Here is a 22,108-nt window from a genome sequence, read left to right as displayed (position 1 = left end):
CCACATCGGCTTCCTCTCCCCTCCGCTCCGATCGCCAAGACTCACCGGGCGCCAGGAGGGCTCAGCGGACTCAGCTCAGGCCTCGCCATGGCCATACCGAAGACGTAGCACGCCCAGTCACGCCGCGCCGTGTTCCATGGGGTTTGATGTACTTCAGTCGATCAGCGTTCTCGGTAGCGTGATCATCTACTGCATGGAGTGACCATGCGCCCGGCTGGTCTGTACGAGGGATTCCGGCGGAGAGTAATGAGGCTGCGATGAGTGAACTGACGAAGCCCGAGATCGAACTTCCGGGGGGTGATGCTCCCCAGGAGCTGACAATCCGGGACCTCGTCGTCGGGGACGGGCCTGAGGCGAAGCCGGGCAGGGTTGTCCGGGTTCACTACGTCGGGGTCACCTTCGAGTCCGGAATGGAGTTCGACGCCTCCTGGGACCGGGGCCAGCCGTTCAAGTTCGCCGTAGGTGGCGGCAGGGTCATCAAGGGCTGGGACCGGGGACTCAGGGGGATGAAGGTCGGCGGTCGGCGCGAGATCATCGTTCCCCCGCGCCTCGGCTACGGCAACCAGTCCCCCTCGCCGTTGATCCCGGCGGGTTCCACGCTCGTCTTCGTGGTGGACCTGCTCTCCGTAGTCTGAGGAAGGCCTGCTTCTCCCCGGCCTCTCCGTCGGAACGAAGGCCGGGCAGCCCTTGCCCGGCTGACCGCGACACCACACCCGTGTCGGTGCTCCATGATCCGCTCCAGGGTCGCCTCGGCGAGGGCCGGAGCCCGTTGGAGCCAGTGATCAAGGCACTCTGTGTTCGTCATCACGCCAGGTCAGCCTCCCTCCATGGTTACGGAGTTCTGTCAAAATCTGCCCACGCCGCCTTCGGCGGCTACAAGCAGTCGGGCATCGGCCGCGAGACCCACAAGATGATGCTGGAGCACTACCAGCAGACGAAGAACCTCCTGGTCAGCTACTCCCCCAAGAAGCTCGGGTTCTTCTAGAGCGCTGGAGTCCGCTGCCGGAGACGGGCGAGCGTGCCCTTGATCGGTGGCGCGGCACGCAGCGGTCGCGCTCGGTGCCAGGGGCCGTTCCCGCGCCGAGGTCCGCCGGCTCGCGGAGAGCCGGAGGACCTCGGTGTCACGCTCCTGCCGACACCCGGCCGAGGTCGGTCCAGCCGCCGGCCCGGTCACCGCCGTTCCACAACAGGACGCGGACGGAGTTGTCCGCGGCGGTCAGGATGCAGTCGCTGTAGCCGTCCCCGTCGTAGTCGGCGAACGCGACCATCCGCTGGTCGGTCGTCTCGCCGGCCGATACCGGGCCCGCGGGCACGGACCAGCCGCCGTGGCCGTCGCCGCCGCGGTTGAGGTACGTCTCCACGGCTCCGCTCTCCGCGAGCACGGTGTAGTCCGCGTACCCGTCTCCGTCGAAGTCCGTCCACCTCACGCGAGACGGGTCCTTGGTCGTACCGGTGGCGATCGTGCCGCGGTCCTGCCAGCCGCCGTGCCCGTCGCCCCCCTTGTTGAGGAAGACGGTGACGGGACCGTCGGGGCGCACCAGAGCGTAGTCGGTGCGGCCGTCGCCGTCGAAGTCGACGAAGCGGACCTGGTCAGCGTCCCGGGTCAGTCCGCTCGCCACCGAGTCGGCGAGTTCCCAGCCGCCGTGGCCGTCGCCGCCCCGGTTGAGGTACACCGACACGCTGCCGGTCTCGGAGATCAGGATGTAGTCCGCCCGGCCGTCGCCGTCCCAGTCTGCGAACCGGACCCGCTTGCTGTCCGTGGTGAGGCCGGTGGCGATCTGCCCGAGGTCCGACCAGCCTCCGCGGCCGTCGCCGCCCCGGTTGAGCATGACGCGGACCACGCCGCTGTCCGCGACGACGATGCGGTCGGCCCGGCCGTCGCCGTCCCAGTCCGCCCAGCGCAGCGGGCCGGTCCCACCGGACTCCATGCCCGCCCTGCCCAGGTGCGTTCGGGCGGCGACACCGTCGAGGACGGCCTTGTCCATGCCTTCGAAGAAGGCCGCGCCCATCTTGGCGTAGCCGGCGTCCCGCGGGTGCAGGCTGTCAGCCATTTCACCGGGACTCAGCGCGGGCGCGTCGACGTACCGCACCCTCGCCCCGGCCCCGGCCTTGGCCGAAGCCCAGTTCTTCACCTCACGGTTGAAGGCAGGAACCCCCGGGACGTTCGAGTTCGGTATGAGGCCCATCACCACGACGGTGACACCGGGCCGCGCGGCGAGGATCTCATCGGTGAGCGCCGCGAGCCGTGCGGGGGCATTGGCCTTGTCCGTCCCGCGGTCGAGGTCGTTGACGCCTTCGTGGAGCAGGACCACGTCCGGCTCGGCGGCCCGCACCCACCCCGGGGCGCCGGCTCGGATGTCGTTGATCATGGTGGCGCCGTGCGCCTCGTTGTCGGAGTCACCGTTCGGGCCGGCCTGGCGCGACCCGACGAAGTCGACCCGGAACCGGGTGTGGGTCAAGGCCTTCTGCCAGAGGGGCAGGCGATAGCCGAGGCCGGTCGAACCCTGGTATCCGTCGGTGATCGAGTCGCCCAGTGGCATGACCCGAAGGACGGGCGGAGCCGGATTCGGGGCGGCTGCCGCAGGGGTCGCCGCCGCCCCGATCAGGCCGCTGACGCCGACGGCCGTGGCGGCCGTCAGTGTGATCATCTTGCGCAACATACGTGGTGAGACCTTGTCTTCGTAACTGCCCGCGCTCGGCGGGGTCCGGTCGGTTCGCTGCGCCTGCGGCAGACGCGGCCCGGTCATGAGCCGCTGGGGACGCCGCCGAGCTCGGTCCAGCCTCCGGCCCCCGGATCGCCGCCGTTGAAGGCGTAGACGGTGGTGCCGTCGGGTTGCTGCAAGAGGTAGTCGGCATGGGTGTCGCCGGTGAGGTCGGCGAGCTGAACCCGGGAGTGGTCGGGCGTCACTCCCGACGCGGTCTGACCGAGCGGCTTCCAGCCTCCGTGGCGGTCACCGCCGCGGTTGAGGTAGGTCGTCACGCTGCCGCCGGGGTTGACGGTCCAGTAGTCGGCACGTCCGTCGCCGTCGAAGTCGCCCAGACGTACGCGGGTGCGGTCGGTCGTCGTTCCGGTGGCGATCTGGCCGAGATCGGCCCAACCGCCCGCTCCGGACGGGTCGCCGCCGCGGTTGAGGTGGACGTTGACCGATCCGTTGTCCGCGATGACCCAGTAGTCGGCACGTCCGTCGCCGTCCTGGTCGGCGAAGCGGACCTGCTCGTGTGCGGTGGTCGTGCCCCACGCGATCCGGCCGATGGACTTCCAGCCGTTGGGGCCGCCGACATCGCCTCCCTGATTGAGGTAGGCGGTCACATTGCCGTTCGGGGCGATGTACAGGTAGTCGGCCCGCCCGTCGCCGTCGAAGTCGGCGAAACGTACCCGGGTACGGTCGGTGGTGATGCCCGTGGCGATGCGGCCGATGTCCTGCCACGTCCCCACGCCCTCGCCGCCGCGGTTCAGCGTGGCCCGGACTTCACCGCCCTCGCCGATGGTGAGCTGGTCAGCGCGTCCGTCGCCGTCGAAGTCGGCCCAGCGGATGCTTCCGGTGCCGCCCGATTCGGTTCCTGCCCGCGGTACGGCGGGGCGCCGGGTCCAGCCGTCGGTGACGGCCTGCTCAAGGCCCTCGTGGTACGCGGCCGCCATCTTCCGGTATCCGGCCTCGTTGGGGTGGAGCCCGTCGGGGAGCTCGGATGGCCCGTCCAGGCGCGGGGGCTCGACGTACCGTACGTGCACCCCGTCCGCGGCACGGGCGGAGACGGCGGTCCGCAGGTCCGCGTTGAAGGTGTTGACACGGTCGTACTGGCCGCGGGTGTCCAAAAGCAGCCCCTGCACGATGACCGCGGTACCGGGCTTGTTGGCCTGGATGCGATCGATGAGCGAGGCCAGCTCGGCCGCCGCGGCGTGCGGATCGGCTCTGCGGGTGTTGAGGTCGTTGATGCCGAGGTGGAGCAGTACGGCATCGGGGTTCGCGGCGGCCTGCCAGCGGTCGATTCCGTCCCGGATGTTCCCGATCGTGTAGCCGCTGTGGCCCTCGTTGTCGGGATCGCCGCCTCCGCCGAACGACCCGCACCCGACGAAGTCGGGCGTGTACCGGTTCTGCGTGGAGATCAGGTTCCACAGGGGTGCGCGGTAGCCGGCCTCGCCGTTGCTGCCGGCGCCGGCGGTGATCGAGTCGCCGAGCGGCATGATCCGCAGCAGTGCGGGGGCGGGCTGCGGTGCCGCTGCGGCCTGCGTGCAGCCCAGGCCGAGTGCGGCGGCGGCGCCGACGGCCAGGGCGGAGGCTGCGGATGCGGTGCGTTTCATCGCTGGTGTCGCCTTCGCGAGTGACGGACGGCGGGGCTTCGAACTGCGGGAGGGCCTCGCCGGAGAGGGAAGGGGCGGCACAACGGACGACCGCCTCCGGTCCTTCCCTGCGGGGAAGGACCGGAGGCGGTCGGTCGCGTCGGGCCGTACGGCGGGCTCCCGGCGTACCGGTGACCCGGTCCGGGTCAGGTACCGCTCGCGACCTTGCCGAGGTCGGTCCAGCCGTTGCCCTTGTCGCCGCCGTTCCAGGCGAAGACGGTGGCGCTGTTGCCGGGGCCGGCGAGGACGTAGTCGGCGTGGGTGTCGGCGTTGAAGTCGACGAACTGGACCTTGGTGTGGTCGGTGGTCAGGCCGGTCGCGATCTGACCGACGGTGAGCCAGCCGGTGTTCGGGACGACGTCGCCTCCACGGTTGATGTAGAGGTCGACCTTGCCGTCGGGCTTGACGAAGTAGTAGTCGGCCTTGCCGTCACCGTCGTTGTCGGCGAACCGGATGCGGCTGCGCTCGCTGGTCACACCGGACGCGACCTTGCCCACCGCGGGCCAGCCGTTGCCGGACTGGTCGCCGCCCCGGTTGAGGTAGGCGTACACCTCGCCGGCGTCGGTGAAGACCAGGTAGTCGGAGCGGCCGTCGCCGTCCCAGTCGGCGAAGCGGACCTTGGTGGGGTCGTTGGTGGTGCCGACGGCCACCTTGCCCAGGTGCTTCCAGCCGTTGCCCGGGTCGCCGCCCTGGTTGAGGTAGACCTCGACGGAACCGTCCGTGTTGATCAGGAAGTAGTCGGCCTTGCCGTCGCCGTCGAAATCGGCGAAGCGGACCCGGTTGCGGTCGTTCGTGAGGCCGGTCGCCACCTGCCCCAGGGGCTGCCAGCCGTTGGCACCGGCCGGGTTGCCGCCCCGGTTGAGCCAGACGGAGACCGCGCCGCTGTCGGCGACGTTGATGTAGTCGGGCTTGCCGTCACCGTCGAAGTCCGCCCACCGGATCCGCTCGCCCGCTCCAGCCTCGTTCGCGGCGGCGGAGCGCCGCGGCTTGACGGTCTCGGCGATCCAGGCCGCGACGTCGGCGGTGCGGGTGGAGACTGCGCCGGTGCGGGTCTCGGTGGGGTTGACGCCGAGGCAGCCACCCTGCCAGGACCGGCTGTTGACGCCTACGAGTTCACCCGCGGCATTGAGCAGCGGGCCGCCGGTGTCACCCTTGCAGATGGCGTCGGTGCCCTTGCCCGTGATGGTGAGCGACGTCGCGGCGGCCGCGTTGAGGGTGAACGTACCGGTGTGAAGCTTGCCGGGCACCCACTCGGTCTTCGTCCGGCCGAAACCGACCGCGGTAAGGTCCGCACCGACCGCGGGAGTCGTGGCGGAGATCTTGGCCGTGGCCGCGCCCCTGGCCGGCAGGGCGAGGCGGGCCAGCACCATGTCGCGGTCGGAGCGGGGAGCCAGCTCGGTGACCTCGCGGGTCTCACCACCGGCGAGGACGACGGTGGCCTTCAGCGCGGGCTTTCCGGCCGGAACCTGCTGGCCCGGGGTGGCCGCGAAGCAGCTGGCGGCGGTGGCGATCCACCACTCGTCCACGAGCGTGCCGGTGCAGGAACGGCTGTTCACCTCGTCACCGATGCTGAGCTTCACGACGGCGGGGTGCTGGCCGGCGGCGGCCTCGGGCCCGGTGAGGGCGTGGGCCGGGACGGTGCCGGCGAGGCCGGCGGCGACCGCGGTGGCAGTCGCCAGCAGGCCGGTCATCCGCGCCGAGCGCGTACGGAGAAGAGACATGCGAGGCATCCTCCAGGAGGGGATCCGGATGGGTGAGCGAGCGTGTGGGAAGCGGAGCGGCGTACGGAGGAGTGCGTCCTCCGTACGCCGCTGCGTCACTCCAGGAGTTGAGCGGGGCGGCGCCCGCCTCTACTTGGTGGTGGTGGCGGCGACGTCGGTCGGGCTGGTGAGCGTGCCCGGAATCTCGTGCCAGCCGGTCCAGGAGCCCAACGTGGCGTCGAGCGTGGTGTTCTGGACCTTGCCGCCCGCGCCGGTGGCGTAGACGTGGACGTTCTTGCCGGCGGAGGCGCTCGTGACGTGCGTCAGGCCCGTGCCGCCGGTCTTGGTCCAGGAGGGCTTCCAGATTCCGGCCAGGTAGTCGCCGGTCTGCGCGTAGAGCGCACCATCGGAACCGATGACCTGGACGTGGACGGTGTTGCCGATGCTGGACACCGCGATGTCCTTGGCGCCGGTGATGCCGCCGGGCAGTTCACCCCAGGCGGTCCAGCTGCCGTTGCGGCTGTCGAAGTCGCGACCTTGGACCTTGCCGTTCTTGATGCCGTAGAGGCGTACGAACGGACCCGCCTTGACGCTGGCGATGTCGGTCAGACCGGTCCCGCCGGACACCGGCGTCCAGTAGGTGTTCCAACGCCCGGCGTTGTAGTCGCCGACCTGCGTGTACAGGTCGCCGCTGGAGCCGATGGCCTGCACGTACAGAACGTTGTTGATCATGGCGGCTGCCACGTCCTTGACGCCGCCCGCGCCGCCGGGGACCTCGGTCCAGTTGCCCCACTTGTTGTTGCGGACGTCGTACTCGCGGTCGAAGACCTTGCCGTCGGCCACACCGACGTAGCGGATGGTGCTGCCCGTGTCCACGCCCACGATCCGGCTGACGGTGGCGCCACCGACGCCGGCCCACTGGGCTCCGAAGACACCGGTGTCGAGCTTGCCGCTCTGGCTGAACAGGGTGGTGCCGGCCGGGGCGGCGAGCGTCACGTTCGAGGGGGCGGAAATGACGGAGGCGGAGACGTCCGAAGCTCCGGCGAGACCGCCCTGAAGCTGCTTGAAGGTGCTCCAGGAACCGGTCGTGGTGTTCATGGAGGCATTGTTGATCTTGCCTTCGGCGCCCACGGCGTAGAGCTCGACGGTGCCGCCGTCCGCGATGCTGCTGATGCGCGTCAGGCCGCTGCCGCCCGCCTTCGCCCACTGGTCGTTCCAGCGGCCGGCGTCGTAGTTGCCGAACTGCGTCCAGATCGCGCCGTCGGAACCGATGATCTGGACGTGGACGTTGTTTCCGACAACGCTGGAGGCGATGTCGACGGCACCCTTGGCGCCGCCCGGAACCGCACCCCACTGCGACCAGCTGCCCGTGCGGGTGTCCAGGTCGCGGCCGTAGACCTCGCCGCCGCCGATGGCCTGGACACGCACAGTGGTGCCCGAAGCCGCGCTGGTGACGTGGGTGAGTCCGGTCGCGCCGACCGAGGCCCAGTTGTTGTTCCAGCGCCCGGCCCTGTAATCGGCGGCCTGCGCATACAGATTGCCCTCGGAACCGACGATCAGCACGTGGACGGTGTCGCCGACCAAAGAGGCCGAGATGTCCTTCGCACCGGCGGCACCGCCGGGAATCTCGCCCCAGCCGGACCACTTGCCGGTCGCCAGGTCAAGGTCCTCGCCGTAGACGCGGCCGCCCGCGATGGCGTAGGCACGCACGGCGTCGCCGTGCCGCACGGTGCTCACGCGGGTGACGTCCTGACCATCGACCTTCCCCCACGACGCACCGTACTCGCCGTAGCCGAGGTCACCGGACTGCGACCACATCGTTCCGCCGCCACCGGCGAGCAGGGACACCTGCGCCCCGCCGCGCGGAGAGGTGACCTGGTCGATCCACTGGCCGACGTTGTCGGTGCGGGTGGAGACTGCGCCGGTGCGGGTCTCGGTGGGGTTGACGCCGAGGCAGCCACCCTGCCAGGACCGGCTGTTGACGCCTACGAGTTCACCCGCGGCATTGAGCAGCGGGCCGCCGGTGTCACCCTTGCAGATGGCGTCGGTGCCCTTGCCCGTGATGGTGAGCGACGTCGCGGCGGCCGCGTTGAGGGTGAACGTACCGGTGTGAAGCTTGCCGGGCACCCACTCGGTCTTCGTCCGGCCGAAACCGACCGCGGTAAGGTCCGCACCGACCGCGGAGACGCCACCGGCCCGCTTGACGGGGGCGATGTCGGACACAGGACTGGCAAGACGAGCGAGGACCAGGTCACGGTCGGCGGCGCTCGCGGAGACCTCGACGACCTCGCGGCTCTGACCGTTGCTCAGTGCCGCGGCGGTCTGCAGCGAGGGCTTCCCGGCCGGGACCGACCCACCGGGGGTGGCAGCGAAGCAGCTCGCGGCGGTCAGAACCCAGCGGGGGTCGACCAGCGTGCCGGTGCACGAGCGGCTGTTCGCCTCGTCGCCGATGCTGAGCTTCACCACGGCGGCGTGCTGGCCGGCGGCGGCCTCGGGCCCGGTGAGGGCGGAGGCCGATCCGGCCGTGACGAGGCCTGCGGCCACCGCAGTGGCCGAGACGAGTAGGCCGGTCATCCGCGCAGAGCGCAGATGGGGTACAGACATGCTTCTCCTTCGGAGCAGGGCGCAGGCAGGCGGTCATTTTTGAGCGCGCCGGAGCCCCGGTCGACTGAAAGTCGACCGTCGAGTCGGTGTGTCTGGTGATGGCGCAGAGAAGGATGGCCGGTTGAGGCGACCGTTTTGATTCAGGCCGCAATTCCCACAGGGGCGGCCAATCGTGCAGTCGGACTCGATCCGTCACTTCTCCGCAACTCGCAGGCGCCGAACGACTCCAGGGTGAGGTCGAACGACGATGGGCGGACGGTTCTCTCCGGGCATTCCTGCGCCTCATGGGAGAGTGGGTAATCAGATCCGGATTCAGCGAATCCGTGCGCAAGACATCAAGAATTCAAAGCAGATGATTTTGCACGGGACAGGCGCTGCCATACGAGTATTACTTGGAAGCCCTGATTTCCATGAGCATGAAGTCACGACCCTGCTCGTCCGCGCTCTCACCGACCGGAGTCCAGTCGTTCTTCTTCACCTCGAACGTCTTCTCCACGGCACCCGCAGACATGTCCACCTGGGCGCTGTAGCTGTTTCCCTTGATGAAGTAGACCGCGGGAATCTCCAGGGTCAGGTAGCCGCTGGTTCCCGTGACGCTGAAGCAGATCTTTTCGTTCTTGCGTCCCCAGACCTCGAGCACGTCGGCCGAGCTCGCGCAGTCCGCGAGGAGGATGTGGCCATCGCCACGCTTGAGCGTGATGTGCTGCTCCGCGAGGATCTTGTCGGCGTTCGGGTAGGAGAAGTCCTCGACGGCGTAACCAGGGCCTTCGTCGGCGATCGTCTTCACGGAGGAGGCGTCCACGGCGGATCCGCCCGTCGCGCCGCCCGCTACCGCGAACCACGCCAAGATGCCGGCGCCCGCGGCCGCACCAAAGGTTCGCACAATTGCCTTACGTGCCTTCATCGCTGTCCTAGTCGTCGGTTTCGAGGAAGCCCCGAAACATGCGTCAACGTCGGAGGTGAAGGACACCATCTGACCAACAGGCAACAGCTCTTCGACGAGCCCGTCCCCCGCTGGAAGCCCCCCACTTCCAGTCGCAGCATAACTGTTCGTCAGGAGTCTCGTAAACCTGGCAAGAAGCAGCTCGATGACGAGACGTCAGACAGACGGAACACCCTGCGGCTCGTGTACGTAAGCACACCGGGCCGGCGCCCGTCCAACAACTTTCCCAGAGCCGGACGGGACAACCCGCGGGCGCCACGAGTGACTTTCACCACGGTGGAGATGCCCTGACCGATCCATACGGAACACGAGGATCCGAACTCCCGAACCGGAATGCAGAATTCCCGTTCTTGTCTTGGCTCAAACCGTGTCGCTTACAGCGTGCCGCGGGTGTTCAATACCTTCATCGCCGCATAAAGTCACGAGGCAGATCTGTCGTGTCCCTGCCCGACTTCCTTACGGGCCGGGGGACATGGCCTCGGCCAACGCAATTCCCCGTCTGGCGACAGGCCACCGCCGGTGCGTCGAGCGTCAGGCGCTGATTCCGAAGGACTGTTTTGGACACCATCTATTGGAGCAGGCGGCGTGTGCTCACCGCCGTCGCGGCCGCCACGGCTGTCGTCACCACCTCCAGCCTCGTTCTCAACCCCGTTGCGGCGTGGGCCGATACACCGCCGCCGGAGGGCGACGGAGGCGACCCGTTCAAGCTGCCCGACACTCCCCGGGCCAAGGTCGTCAGGGCCTGGCTGCTGGGCGGCAAGGGCGTTCGCGCGGCCGCGGAAGCGGCGTTGATCGGATCTGACGCCGACGTCCAGACCTTCCTCACCGTCACGCTTCCCGCGGAGACGTCGGTGGACAACCGCGTTGCCATCGGCACCTCTCTCGCGAGGGGCGGCAAGGGCACCCGGCGAGACGCCGAGGCGGCACTCAACGGCGGCGACGCCGCCATCGCCGCCTTCCTCGCGGGCGGCTTCAAGGCCGCCATCGCCGAAGACCTGCGCGTGGCCACCGGAATCGTCATGGCCACCGGCGGCAAGGCCGTGAACCGAGCCGGGAACGATGCCCTGAACGCGGGCAACCAGGCCGCGTTGGAGACGTTCCTCACCGACGGTCAGTACACGGCCCGCCAGGAGGACATGCGCGTCGAGGTCGCCAAGCTCACCTTCCAGGCAGGTCCGGAGGTTAAGAAGTACGCCAACCGTGCCATGTCGGGCACTGCCTCCGACATCGAATGGTTCCTGGAGACCGGCCAGCACATCGCGCGCGCCCGCGACCAGGAGGCGACGAAGATCGAGGAACTCGTCGCGGTCGTCGAACGCGAAGGCAAGAAGGCCGACGCGATGACGAAGCAGGCCGAAGAGGCGTCCGCCCGCGCCGTCAAGGCGGCGGCACAGGCCAAGGAAGCCGCGGAGAAGGCGGCCTACGAAGCCCAGCAGGCCCAGGCCGACGTGGCCAAGTCCGGCAGGGCGGCCCGCAAGGCCGCCGAGGCCGCCAAGGGCGCGGCCGACTCGGCGCGTGTCGCGACCAGCGCTTCGCACGCCGCCGTTCAGGCTTCCCGTCGCGCCGCCTACGCCGCCGCCGCGGCGAGCCAGGCCGCGGCCACCGCCGGCTACGCCGCCGCCCAGGCATACGGCGCCGCCATCGCCGCGTCCAAGGACGCCTCCCAGGCGGCCGCCGCCAAGGACGCCGCCGTCTACGCTCGCAACGCCGCGGCCAGGGCGCGCAGCGCGGCGACCGCCGCCGGCTACGCCGCCGATGCCGCGACCCAGGCGGCGGGTGCCGGCTCCGCCGCCGCGTCGGCCGCACGCAACGCCGCCTCCGCCGCGAACTCTTCGGCCGCCGCGGCCGAAGCGGCCGGCGTCGCCCAGTCCGAGGCCGCGGAGGCCAGGCGCGAGGCGCAGATCGCCAGCACCAACGCCCAGATCGCCACCAATGCCGCCGGCATGGCACAGAGCCTCGCGAACACGGCGGCGACGGCCGCCCGCACAGCGCGCGACGCGGCGAACAGTGCGGCCGACCACGCCGAGAAGGCCGCGGCCGCCGCGGACTGGGCCGTTCAGTACGCGGGCCAGGCACTGGAGTACGCGAACAAGTCGACCGAGTTCGCCAACGAGGCCAGCAAGGCCGCGAAGACCGCCACCGACGCCGTCGCCGAGGCGGTCGCGGTCGAGAAGGCCGCGCGTGAGGCCGAATGGCAGCGCCTCGACCAGGACGCGCAACAGGCGGTCGAGGAGACCCGCCTGCTCAAGCGGATCGAGGACCTGGAGCGCGCGGAGCTCGCCGAGAAGCGCACCCAGGCCGCGCAGGCCGTACAGGCCCACAAGGACCTGATAGCCCAGGCCGAGTCGGCGCTCAAGGCGGGTGACACGAACCTTGCCGCCGCGCTCGGGCGCAAGGCCGCCGTCACCACGATGCGTTCCACGGGCACCTGGTCGCTCGAGGCCGCACGGTTCGCCCTGTCCGGAACGGACTCCGACGTCCACCTCTGGATCGACGCCTCCCGGCAGATCGCCCAGCGGCAGGACGACCGGGAGACCAGCCTCTACCTCGCGCGGACCTGCGCCCCGGACATCGCCGATGCGGCGACCAAGGCGCTGGCCAGCACCGACCCGGACGCCGCCACGAAGTTCCTCGGCACCGGCGCCGTCCAGGCCGCCGCGACGGACAACCGCGTCACGGTCGGCCGTATTCTCGCCGCCAACCCCGGCAAGGCGGTGAAACTGGCGGCGAACGACGCGATGAACGCCGGAACCGCTCAGGCCCTGCACGATTTCATCAACATCAAGCACGAGGTTGCGCAGCGGGAAGACGACGCTGTCGCCGCCGCAGCCCTCATCGCCTCGGGGGGCCGGTACACCAAGGCCCATGCCCAGGCGGCGATGGAGGGCCCGGAGTGGATGCGACGCAACTTCATCGCCTCCGTCCAGTACAAGACCGCGCTACTCGACTACGATTCCGCCACTCACATCGCGGCCATGCAGGGCGCGATCGCGGCAGCCGCGAAGATCGCTTACAAGGCTCAGGAGAACGCCCAGCGCGCCCAGCAGGCCGCCGCGCTCGCCCGTGACGCCGCTGTCGAAGCGCAGGAGTGGGCGAACAAGGCGGACGCGTCGAAGCGGCAGGCCGCCGCCTCCGCGCAGCAAGCGAACACGTACGCCGACGACGCCGAGAAGTCGGCGGTGTCCGCGCAGTCCTCGGCGGACCGGGCCAAGCAGGCGGCCGCCACCGCACGTACCGCCGCGCGCTCGGCGAACTACTCCGCCAACCGCGCCCTGGATTCCGCCCGGAGCGCGGTGGCCTCGGCCAACGCCGCCCAGGCGTCGGCCGCTTCAGCCCACGCCTCGGCGCTTCAGGCCGGTCAGGACGCGAGGACGGCGGCGGTCGCGGCGAGCGATGCGCAGCGGATCGCGACGGACAAGCGGACGGCCGAGATCGCGGCGGCCGCCAAGAAGGCAGCCGACGACGCGCGCGCGGCCAAGGACGCCGGGAAGAACCCGGCGGACACGTCCGACAACGACACCGTCAAGAACGACGTTCCCTGGTGGAAGGACGTCAAGTGGTGGGCGAACGCCACGAACTGGGCGAGCATCGGCACGGGCTTCCTGTCCGCCGGCTTCGGTGTCGCGGGCATCTTCTTCCCGCCCCTGGAGGTCATCGCCGGCGGACTCGCCTGGACCTCCCTCGGGCTGTCCGCCATCAGCACGGTGCTCACCGGAATCGGCTACGGATGGACGAGCGGCGAGTTCAAGACGTCCCTCGGGGGGACCGCCCTGGGCCTCCTCACCTTCGGCCAGTCCAAGTGGATCGGCGCGCTCGGCAAGATCGACGGCAAGGTGGTGGCTCCGATCGCGACGAAGATCTCGCAGTTCGGGCACGACCTCATCTCACCGGTCACCGGCCTCCTCGGAACCCTGGGGCTCTAGAAAGGTAGAAGGACGGGTACGGGTTCAGGGCCGGCCGACGCACCTGCGGTCGGCACTGAACCGGTTCCCGCGAACCCGTACCGGGCGCTACCGGGCTCGACCACTCGGAGAGGACATCCCGCATGTGATCAACTGATCTCATGGGAAATACGAGTGCGGCCCTGGGACCACTGGAACTGGTCGGAGGCATCTGGGTGGTAGGGGATTCCCGGCGCCCCGGCGGAACGTGGCTCGAATTCCGTGCGGAGGGGTTGTACCGGCAGAGATCAGCCGGGGATGGCGAGCTGATCCCGTGGCCCAGGATCATGCTCGGCGTCGGGGTGTACATCGGACGCGGGTATCCGCGTACGGGGCAGTACACGCTCGCGGGAATGCTCGGCAACCTCCCCGGTCCCTTCAGGGGGCACGGTGGCGGTCACCTCGACATGACGCTCCGCCACCCCTATGAAGACCGCAAGCTGACGTTTGACCGGCACACACGCGCGTACCGGCTCCTCGACACCTTCCTCTTGGAAGAACTGCTGTCGCAGATCGTCGCCGCGAACGAAGCGCACCGTCTCGGTGACCCTGATCTGCTCGGACAGGTGGTCGGCCGCCTGACATCGTTGAGCCCCTGGATGACGCGCCGCCGGCTCAGCGAAGCAGTGGCGGAAGCCTGGCGGGGCTCCCATGGCCCTTTGGGCAGTCGGCCCTGAGCCTGAGCCGACTCGGACGCCCGAGCATCGCGAGCCGGCTCGTCGTGCAGTCCAGGTCACGGGTCACGGCCTGGCCTTCGGGAGGGCGGTCAGGGGGTCGACGCCGATGAGGACGAGCCGGATGTCACGGTCGCAGGCGACGTCGACGAGGTTCGCGAACCGCTGCCTTCCGTCCGCGGAGGCCTCGGTCAGCGGGGGGACACCGTCCAGGACCAGCGTGCCGAACCGTTCGGCGAGGGCCAGGTAGTCGGGCACCCCGTCGCGGCCTCGCACAGGGCGTCGAAGGCGAACCAGACCATGTCACCGCACCGCGCGGGCCGGCAGCTCCCGCAGGTGGGCCCGGACGGGGGTGGCGTCCCCAGGCTCCGGGGCGCCGAGGCCGAGCTCCTACAGGCCCGCGTCACGCGGTGGCAGACACAGGCCTGTCGCGAACCGGCGGCCCGCCGCCGAGGGCGCCGCCACGCGGCGGAGGTCCACCGGACCCGAGACGTCCAGGACGTCCATCCGCTCCTCGATGAGCCGGATGGTCGGCTCGAACAGGTGGTGGTGGAGCGGGTCCGGCATCAGCCCGGCGGGCGGGTAGTTCGAGGTGGTGACCAGGGCGATCCGGCGGTCGAGCAGATACGGAAGGGGCGTGCGATCAGCATCGCGTGTCCCGCGTCGTGCGCGTGGAACTCGTCGAAGATCAGGATCCGGCTGTCCCCGATCAGCCAGTCGAGAGCGCTCTGCCCGTCGTTACGGGCGCCCAGCCCGGTCACTCCGTCGTGCAGCCGGCGGAAGAAGTCGTGGAAGTGCAGGCGACGTTTGCGCTCCCTGGGCAGCCCTTCGTAGAAGGGCTGCCCACGAGCCAGGACTTCCCCCGGCCCACCGGGCCCCACACGTACAGGTCGCGCGGCGGTCTCGGGAAAGTCCAGGCGGGCCGGATGAGTTCGGCCGCCAGGTGGGCCAGCCGTTCGACGGCGGCCTCCGCGCGGGGGCGACGCGGAAGCCGCGCTGTGCGGCGGCCTCGTGGAAGTGGCGGCGCATCGCCTGGGCGTGCTGGGGCACCGGTCGGTTCATCCCTTCGTACGATGGTTCTCGGGTCGCGGCATCGACGCGGTGGTCAGGCGAATTCGGGGGAGGAGGCCGCCGGTTCCAGGACGTCGACCGTCCCGCGGCCGCCGTCCACCCGGATCCTGTCCCCCGTCCTTATCCGGGTCGTGGCGTTGCCGCATCCGACCACGGCCGGAATGCCGAGCTCCCGCGCGACGATCGAGGCGTGCGAAAGGCTCGCGCCGACGTCCGTCACGATCGCCGAGACGCGGGTGAACAGCGGTGTCCAGCCGATGTTCGTCACCGTGGTCACCAGGATCTCGCCCGGCCGGACGACCTCGCCCTCCTCGACGGTGGCGACGACCCGGGCGATGCCCTCCACCACACCGGCGGAGGCGGGCGAGCCCGCGACCGTGTCCGTGGCGGGGGTCGTGTCCTGCGCGTCGAACCGGTCGGGCCGCCGGTTGGGGTCGGCGGCCCAGGTCGCCGGGTCGAACTCGCCCCGGATCAGGGTCGGGTAGGTGGGCAGCACGCCTAAGCCCACGTACGCGGCACGGCGGGCCCGGACCACGGCGAGCGGAGCCCGGTCGCCGCCGGGCACGGCGAGGATCTCCTCGCGGGACAGGAAGAACAGGTCCTCCCTCCCCACTGACCTCTCCGGCGCGCAGGACGAACGCGCGCAACAGCCGGAAGGCGCGGGGGACCTCGGTGCGGGCGGCCTCTCGCAGGCGGGCGGAGGCCGCCCACGCGTCCACGGCGGCGCGCATCCCCTTCACCCGTCGCGGATGTTCGGCGGCCAGGCGGTCCCATGCCGCTGCGCGAGCGGTGGTCTGCCGTGCGAGACGCAGTGCCGCGTCCTCGACCGTGCCGAGTGCGGCGAGCTGCCGGTCGATCCACCGCGCGTCCTCGGCGGGCCGCGGGAGGGACACCTCGAACTCGTGCGGGCCGCGGTGGCCGTACGTACGGGTGTAGGTGTCCCGGTCGGTCTCGCCGCGGGCGAGCCGTTCCAGGCCCAGCACTGGTCCTATGCTGCCCAGTTGGCCCTCGTCGCCGAGGCCGGTGGTCATCAGGTCGGCGTCCTCCTCCCCCACCAGGGACTCCAGGGTGCCGCGGACCTTGACGAGCGAGTCGCCGCCCTGTCGGGTCGCGGCCTGGAGCATGTGGCAGCAGCGGCGGAAGTAGGCGCCACCTGCGACTCCCACATGGCCGACAGGTCCCCGGCGGTCGCCGCGGCGGCGACGCGGGCCCGCAGTTCCTCGCAGCGTTCGGGTGCCTCCTCCAGGAACGTTGGCAGCTGCTTTCCGTTCGCTCGGATGCGGATCATCACCGCGAACGCCTCGCCGATCGTCTCCCGCCAGACCCGCGGCCTGAATGCGGGCAGAACCAGGTCGCGGGCGTCGTCACGTCCGGGACGGCCTCGCCGACCGGTGCTGTCGTTCCACACCTCGGGCCGGGGCGGCGCGATCGTGGTGATGGGCCGTGCCTGGAGGATACGGAAGGAGCCCGCCTCGCGGGCCCACTCGACGTCGCGCGGCTCTCCGTACAGTTCCTCGATCGCGAGTCCGAGCCGGCACCATCGTGCCCGCGCACTGTGTGAGTGCCCGGGCGATCAGCACCCGCTGCTTCTCTCCGCCCGAGAGTCTGTCGAAGGGCGCGTGCATCAGGGGGCCACGTTGAGCTCTGCCAACGCGCCCGTGATGATGTCGCGGTCATCAGCGTCGTCGCCGGCGAAGGCCCGCTTGTGGGGGGCGGCCCATGGCTACGACGTCGTAGACGGTGAGTTCGAAGTCCCCGGCCGTCTCCCGCAGGACCGCGGCCAGGCGCCGGGCCAAATGCTTGGCCGGTATGCGCCAGACGTCCTCGCCGTCCAACAGCACCCTGGCCGACGTGGAGCGCAAGGCCCGATAGACCGTCCGCAACAGCGTCGACTTGCCGGCGCCGTTGGGGCCGACCAGTCCCACCACCTCCCCCGGCGCCACGTGCAGGGATACCCGGTCCACCAATGTGCGGCCCCGCACGACGACCCATATCTCTTCGGCTTCGAACGCGCGGGCTTGCCCATGGGTCTGTCTGTCACTGCGCCCGCCTCCGCATCAGCCAGAGGAAGAACGGGCCGCCGACCAGGGCGGTGAGGATCCCCACGGGTATCTCCTCCGGGCTCATGAACGTACGGGCAGCAAGGTCGGCGGCCATGAGGAACGCCGCGCCGAGGAGGGCGGCCGCCGGTAGAGCCCGGCGGTGGTCGGCGCCCACGAGGAGGCGTACCACGTGCGGCAGGATCAGCCCGACGAAGCCGATCTGGCCGCTCACCGCGACGATCGGGCCGATCATCAGAGCCACCAGCACGAACAGCGCGCCGCGGAAGCGGTGAACGTCCAGGCCGAGCGAGGCGGCCGCTTCCTCCCCCGCCAGCAAGAGGTTGAGCGGGCGGCAGACTCCGAGCAGGACCGCCGTCCCGAGCAGGACCGCCCCGACGGGGATCCAGACCGTCGTCCAGGTGGTGCCGGCCAGTCCGCCCAGCATCCACCGCAACGCCGACTGCGCCTTCTGCGGCTCGCTGGAGGTGACGACCAGGAAACTGGCGACCGCGGAGAGCACTTCCGCCATCGGCACGCCCGCGAGCACCAACCGTACGGTGGCCATCCGCCCGCCGGACCGCGCCAGCAACGCCGACTGCGCCTTCTGCGGCTCGCTGGAGGTGACGACCAGGAAACTGGCGACCGCGGAGAGCACTTCCGCCATCGGCACGCCCGCGAGCACCAACCGTACGGTGGCCATCCGCCCGCCGGACCGCGCCAGAGGTAGACCGCCACCAGCGCGGCGAGGGCCCCGCCGAAGGCCGCGACCGGTACGGAGAACATGCCGAAGAGCGTCACGTTGAAGACGAGGCGACCACCGCTCCGACGGAGGCACCCGAGGACACCCCGAGCAGCATCGGGTCGGCCAGCGGGTTGCGGACCAGGGCCTGCAGGGCCATCCCGGACACGGACAGGCCCGCGCCCACCACGGCGGCCAGCAGCACCCGGGGCAACCGGACACCGACCACGATCGTCTCGCGCACCGGTGTCCAGGTCGGGTCGGCCAGCCCCGGATGGATCCGGTGCAGCAGGATCGACCAGACCTGGTCGGCCGGAACGGTGATCGATCCGACCGCGATCCCGACCGTCGCCGCGGCGACCATGAGGAGCCCCAGCAGTACGAGGACCACGCCGTACGGAATCCCGCGCTGCCGGAAGCCCGTCGGCCGGGCCGCCTCCGCAGCGCCGACAACAGCGTTGGTTCCGGCCGCCTCCTGCCGCACATCGGTCACTGGAAGCGGTCCGGGTGGATCTGCCGGGCCAGGGACTCCACGGCCGACGGCACCCGTACGCCGAGCACGGTCGACGACAGCGGCAGCACCGCGAAACGCTGGTTCTTGATCGCCAGCACGTCCTTCAGCGCCGGGTTGGCCGGCAGGAACTTCTTCTTGTCCTCAACCGGCTGGTCGCCGTAGTCGTAGATGGCGATGGCCTCGGGGGCGCGCTCGGCGACCTGCTCGAACGACACGTCACCGAAGGCCTTGTCCACGTCGGCGAACAGGTTCACTCCGCCGGCCCGCTTGATCATCTTGTTTGGGGGACCGCGGGAGCGCCGGGTACCGCCAACCGAGGGCGTTGATACTGGGCCGGGGTTGTTCTACCCGGGTGGCCAGCCCGTTGGGCGGGGCCCTCGCCGACGCCCGCCAGTCCCGGGCGCAACGTGAACCAAGATCCGGACCATTTCCGGACCAGCCCCCTACAGGAGGCTGCAGATGATGCCATTTTCCCTGGTCAACATGCGTGCAACTGCTGTACCGCCAGCAGACGAAGAACGTTTTGGTCAGTTACTCACCCAAGAAGCTCGGGTTCTTCTAGAGAACAGAAATCCGTTGCCTGGAGCGGGCATTGCCTCTCCAGGCAACATTGACTCCAAGCGCAGAAGGTAATCAAACGGCAGCCATACGTGACCTCCGGACCACTTCGGAACCTTCCCCCGGACCAGTCACGGACCAAGAAGTTGGAAATCGCTCAAGGCCGAGTGGGCGAACCGGGTCGGCGGCTGCTGGATGCGCCGGGGAAGCAGCTCACTGAACCACCGGTGCTCGCTGCCGACGTGCCGCGTGAGGTCCCCGAGAGTCCAGCCGGGGCAGGTCGGCAGCGGGGTGGAGGGTCGGCTCCCGTGACCGTGGCGACGAATGCGGCGGTCTCGGCTGCGAAGGCCGCTCCGTGCCGGGCGGGGTTCATGACTGCGCCCTTCCTCTGATGACGCTGCCCCAGGTGGCGATACTCAAGGTCTCTGGCGTCGTACTCGGCGCCGATGGTGGACAAGGGCTCCGTTGACGTCCCAGGACGAGGTGCGGAGCACTGTGCTGCCCTTGGCAGCCGTGACGCGATAGCCGTCGGAGTCACAGGCGAAGCCGTGACGGTTCGGGCAAGTCATCCCGGCCCTCGTTGTCGGCGGGTCGCGTGCGGTGCAGGTCGTCGAGCCTCCAGCCGGCGCCCAGGCCGCCCACAGCGCCCCGCTGCCTTGCTTGGGACACGAGTCGGCGGCATCCGCTGAACTGCAGCCGTACCTCTGGTCACGCGCTATCGGCCGACCCGTGGCCCGGCGGGTGCCGGTTCGGCGAGAGCGAGGCCGGTCCGGTCGAGCGGGCGCACTCGGTGGGAGTCTGACCGTAGTGCTTCTTGAAGGCTCGGGTGAAGTGACTGCCGTCCGCGAACTGCCAGTGTGCGGCGAGTTCCGAAATGCTCAGGCGCCCTGACGGCGAGACGAGGGCGAGCCGGGCCTCATGCAGTCGCCGGTGGCGGATGTAGGTGCTCACCTGCTCTCCCACCGCGGCGAATGCCCGGTGCAGCGTGCGGACGGAGACGTTGAGTTCACGCGCAAGCATCGCCGGAGAAAGTTCGGGATCAGCGAGCCGACGGTCCGCGAGGTCCTTGGCTGCCTGGGTGAGCGCGGGAGCCAACCGGGGCTCTACGTCGTCGAACCGGCCCTTCACCACCGCCTTGGTCAGCTCGATCAGGGTACCTTGGGCAGCTGCCACACCGGCCGGACCGAGGTCGGCCACGGTCATGTGGATCATGTCTGCAAGGGCCGTCAGCAAGCGCACCTCGGCCGAGTCCGCCGGCCCGGTGACGACCCGGTTCCCGAGCAGGGGTTTGAGCTCGCCGGGGGGCAGGACGAGGAACTTCGCCGTGAGGTGCGCCGTCGTCTCGAAGGCCGTCAGGCGCCCGAGGTGCCGGACGAGGAACTGCCCGGCCGACACGGTCTGGTCGCCGTAGCCGGACGGGCCGCCCAGAGTCCATGCGCCGCTCCGCACGACATACATGGCAACCAGATCCTGATCGCCGCCCGGGACGTCCGCGGTCCGGGTTGCCGACGCGGCGTGGAGATCGGCGATCGCCGCGCCATGCACCTTGGCAACCTTGCCCTTGACCCGGAAGTCACCGATCGTGTCCGGGCTGAAGGCCGGCAGTTGGAAGACATCGTCGCCGACCTGCGTCTGCCACCCGCGCCGGAAAACGTCGAGTCCCCGCGGTGCGGAATCCGGGGCGGTCGAGTCCACTGCGAACACCCCGCGCGCGCCGTCGACCTCCGCTCCAGTACCGTGCATCCCTCTGCGATCCTCTCGTCTTCATTGCTTCAACGCCGTCCTGTGGTGGTCGTGTTCCGCAGGACGCCGCCATGACCCATGTGGACACCGTGCCAATCTTCCTATAGACGGCTCGCATTGCAGCGGCCGGGAGGCAGAGCTGATGCTTCTGATTCGGCGAGATGAACGACGCGACCCCTGACGATCAGGTCGCAGCCTGATCGTCAGGGGTCGCACTCGCGCTCGGTCCTCCCTCATGGGCTCGTGCCGGGGACGTCTTCGCCGCCTCGGTCGGAGCTTTCGCCGGAGGTAACGGTTAGTGGCCGGCGCGCAGTTCGCCGTGTGGGCCGACGGCGTCGGCCACGCCCAGGCAGGTGCTGCCCCGGAGGCACCGAGTTCGTAGTGCACAGCCCCGGTGTCGACGGAACGGACCGTGAGCGCGACCTCGTAGTTGCCCGGGTAGGTCACTCACCGAGCCGCAGCCGAATCCGGGCGTCTTCCGGCGGCGGGCCATGCCGATCGGCCGGCCAAGCCGTGTCGGCCAAGATCATCCTGTCGCGGTCGTGTCCCACCGGGAACCCATCCGTGCCGGCGCCGGCTCCGGTCACCTGCAGGTTGCGCGGCTCGACGGTCAGCGGGCGATCGAGATCGCGAAGGGGGTGAATCCGATGGACCGGATGACGTGCGGTACGAACAGTATCGCGGCCTCCGTGGCGCGGGCGGTCTGGATCCCGCCGAGGTCGGTGATCCATTCCTTGCGCCAGCCGAGGTCGATGAGCAGTTCAAGGACGGTCCGCTTGGCCTCCGGTTCCTCGCCGGAGAGGAAGGCGGTTGGCGTCTGGGTGAGCGTGGCCGGGGCGGTCATCACCGGGAAGAGCATGGTGTTGAGCGTCTTGACGACGTGCGTTTCGGGGAGCGCTGCCTGGAGTTGCTCGGCGAGGCTTGAACCGGGGTAGATCAGGGCGGCGGGCAGTCCGTCCGGTCCGTCGACGGTGGCGTTGGAGACGTCCACGAGGATCTTGCCGTGCAGCTCTTCGCGCAGGGCGGCGAGACGTTCCAGGGAGCCGGCGCCCGGGGTGGCGTTGATGACGATCCGGGCCGCCCGGGCGGCATCGGCGGCGGCGCCCGGCGCGCGGTCCGCGACGGTCACCTCGTGCCCTGCCAGGGTGAGGGCTTTCGCCAGGTTGCCGCCGACGCGGCCGTTTCCGAGAACTGCGATCGTGGTCATGATGTTCTGGTCCTTGCGTTGGGTGCGGGTTGT

General features: G+C 70.0%; 14 protein-coding genes and 5 pseudogenes. 4 read left to right on the top strand and 15 right to left on the bottom strand.

Going from position 1 to position 22,108, the window contains the following annotated elements:
* Nucleotides 1-257 precede the first annotated feature (257 nt).
* A complete protein-coding gene (locus OHT74_RS32835; protein ID WP_285440506.1) occupies nt 258-635 on the top strand; it encodes an FKBP-type peptidyl-prolyl cis-trans isomerase in 378 nt (125 codons plus the stop codon).
* A 218-nt stretch (nt 636-853) separates the two neighbouring features.
* A pseudogene (locus tag OHT74_RS42190) lies at nt 854-985 on the top strand (aldehyde dehydrogenase family protein); the annotation flags it as partial.
* Between the two features lie 136 nt (nt 986-1,121).
* Here the strand turns inward: OHT74_RS42190 and OHT74_RS32825 are convergent.
* From OHT74_RS32825 to OHT74_RS32805, 5 genes are all read right to left on the bottom strand, one after another.
* Nucleotides 1,122-2,648, bottom strand: coding sequence for an FG-GAP-like repeat-containing protein (locus OHT74_RS32825; protein ID WP_328622179.1), 1,527 nt, complete (start codon nt 2,646-2,648; stop codon nt 1,122-1,124).
* A 95-nt stretch (nt 2,649-2,743) separates the two neighbouring features.
* Nucleotides 2,744-4,300 carry an FG-GAP-like repeat-containing protein gene (locus OHT74_RS32820; RefSeq protein ID WP_328622178.1) on the bottom strand — a complete coding sequence of 519 codons (1,557 nt, stop codon included), beginning with the start codon at nt 4,298-4,300 and terminating at the stop codon, nt 2,744-2,746.
* Nucleotides 4,301-4,485: 185 nt separating this feature from the next.
* Complete coding sequence (locus tag OHT74_RS32815; RefSeq protein ID WP_328622177.1) at nt 4,486-6,060, bottom strand: FG-GAP-like repeat-containing protein; 1,575 nt, start codon at nt 6,058-6,060, stop codon at nt 4,486-4,488.
* A gap of 129 nt (nt 6,061-6,189) precedes the next feature.
* Nucleotides 6,190-8,643: a trypsin-like serine protease gene (locus OHT74_RS32810; RefSeq protein WP_328622176.1), complete on the bottom strand. Its 2,454-nt coding sequence runs from the start codon at nt 8,641-8,643 to the stop codon at nt 6,190-6,192.
* A gap of 388 nt (nt 8,644-9,031) precedes the next feature.
* The gene (locus OHT74_RS32805) at nt 9,032-9,547 is read right to left on the bottom strand and encodes a hypothetical protein (RefSeq protein ID WP_328622175.1); all 516 of its coding nucleotides are present in this window, start codon (nt 9,545-9,547) and stop codon (nt 9,032-9,034) included.
* Between the two features lie 596 nt (nt 9,548-10,143).
* Between OHT74_RS32805 and OHT74_RS32800 the strand changes: the two genes are divergently transcribed.
* Both OHT74_RS32800 and OHT74_RS32795 read left to right on the top strand, forming a co-directional pair.
* Nucleotides 10,144-13,509, top strand: coding sequence for an ALF repeat-containing protein (locus OHT74_RS32800; RefSeq protein ID WP_328622174.1), 3,366 nt, complete (start codon nt 10,144-10,146; stop codon nt 13,507-13,509).
* Between the two features lie 371 nt (nt 13,510-13,880).
* Nucleotides 13,881-14,204, top strand: coding sequence for a hypothetical protein (locus OHT74_RS32795; protein WP_328622173.1), 324 nt, complete (start codon nt 13,881-13,883; stop codon nt 14,202-14,204).
* A 63-nt stretch (nt 14,205-14,267) separates the two neighbouring features.
* Here the strand turns inward: OHT74_RS32795 and zapE (OHT74_RS32790) are convergent, their stop codons facing one another.
* From zapE (OHT74_RS32790) to OHT74_RS32750, 10 genes and pseudogenes are all read right to left on the bottom strand, one after another.
* Complete coding sequence (zapE, locus tag OHT74_RS32790; protein ID WP_328622172.1) at nt 14,268-14,459, bottom strand: AFG1/ZapE family ATPase; 192 nt, start codon at nt 14,457-14,459, stop codon at nt 14,268-14,270.
* 132 nt (nt 14,460-14,591) lie between these two features.
* Nucleotides 14,592-15,082, bottom strand: a pseudogene (zapE, locus tag OHT74_RS32785) (AFG1/ZapE family ATPase).
* A gap of 224 nt (nt 15,083-15,306) precedes the next feature.
* Complete coding sequence (locus tag OHT74_RS32780; protein WP_328622171.1) at nt 15,307-15,885, bottom strand: PEP-utilizing enzyme; 579 nt, start codon at nt 15,883-15,885, stop codon at nt 15,307-15,309.
* Between the two features lie 417 nt (nt 15,886-16,302).
* Nucleotides 16,303-16,794: pseudogene (locus tag OHT74_RS42185) on the bottom strand (hypothetical protein); the annotation flags it as partial.
* A 154-nt stretch (nt 16,795-16,948) separates the two neighbouring features.
* Complete coding sequence (locus OHT74_RS32775; RefSeq protein WP_328622170.1) at nt 16,949-17,236, bottom strand: ABC transporter ATP-binding protein; 288 nt, start codon at nt 17,234-17,236, stop codon at nt 16,949-16,951.
* A 73-nt stretch (nt 17,237-17,309) separates the two neighbouring features.
* A pseudogene (locus OHT74_RS32770) lies at nt 17,310-18,417 on the bottom strand (FecCD family ABC transporter permease).
* A gap of 125 nt (nt 18,418-18,542) precedes the next feature.
* Nucleotides 18,543-18,842: pseudogene (locus OHT74_RS32765) on the bottom strand (ABC transporter substrate-binding protein); the annotation flags it as partial.
* A gap of 414 nt (nt 18,843-19,256) precedes the next feature.
* The gene (locus OHT74_RS32760) at nt 19,257-19,412 is read right to left on the bottom strand and encodes a maleylpyruvate isomerase N-terminal domain-containing protein (RefSeq protein ID WP_328623439.1); all 156 of its coding nucleotides are present in this window, start codon (nt 19,410-19,412) and stop codon (nt 19,257-19,259) included.
* 421 nt (nt 19,413-19,833) lie between these two features.
* Nucleotides 19,834-20,820 carry a helix-turn-helix domain-containing protein gene (locus tag OHT74_RS32755; protein WP_030296791.1) on the bottom strand — a complete coding sequence of 329 codons (987 nt, stop codon included), beginning with the start codon at nt 20,818-20,820 and terminating at the stop codon, nt 19,834-19,836.
* Nucleotides 20,821-21,478: 658 nt separating this feature from the next.
* Complete coding sequence (locus OHT74_RS32750) at nt 21,479-22,075, bottom strand: NADPH-dependent F420 reductase (protein ID WP_266631639.1); 597 nt, start codon at nt 22,073-22,075, stop codon at nt 21,479-21,481.
* Between the last annotated feature and the right edge of the window lie 33 nt (nt 22,076-22,108).

This window comes from Streptomyces sp. NBC_00354 (assembly GCF_036106915.1).
In the GTDB taxonomy this organism is placed as follows: Bacteria; Actinomycetota; Actinomycetes; order Streptomycetales; family Streptomycetaceae; genus Streptomyces.
This window is presented reverse-complemented; position numbering and strand designations above follow the sequence as displayed.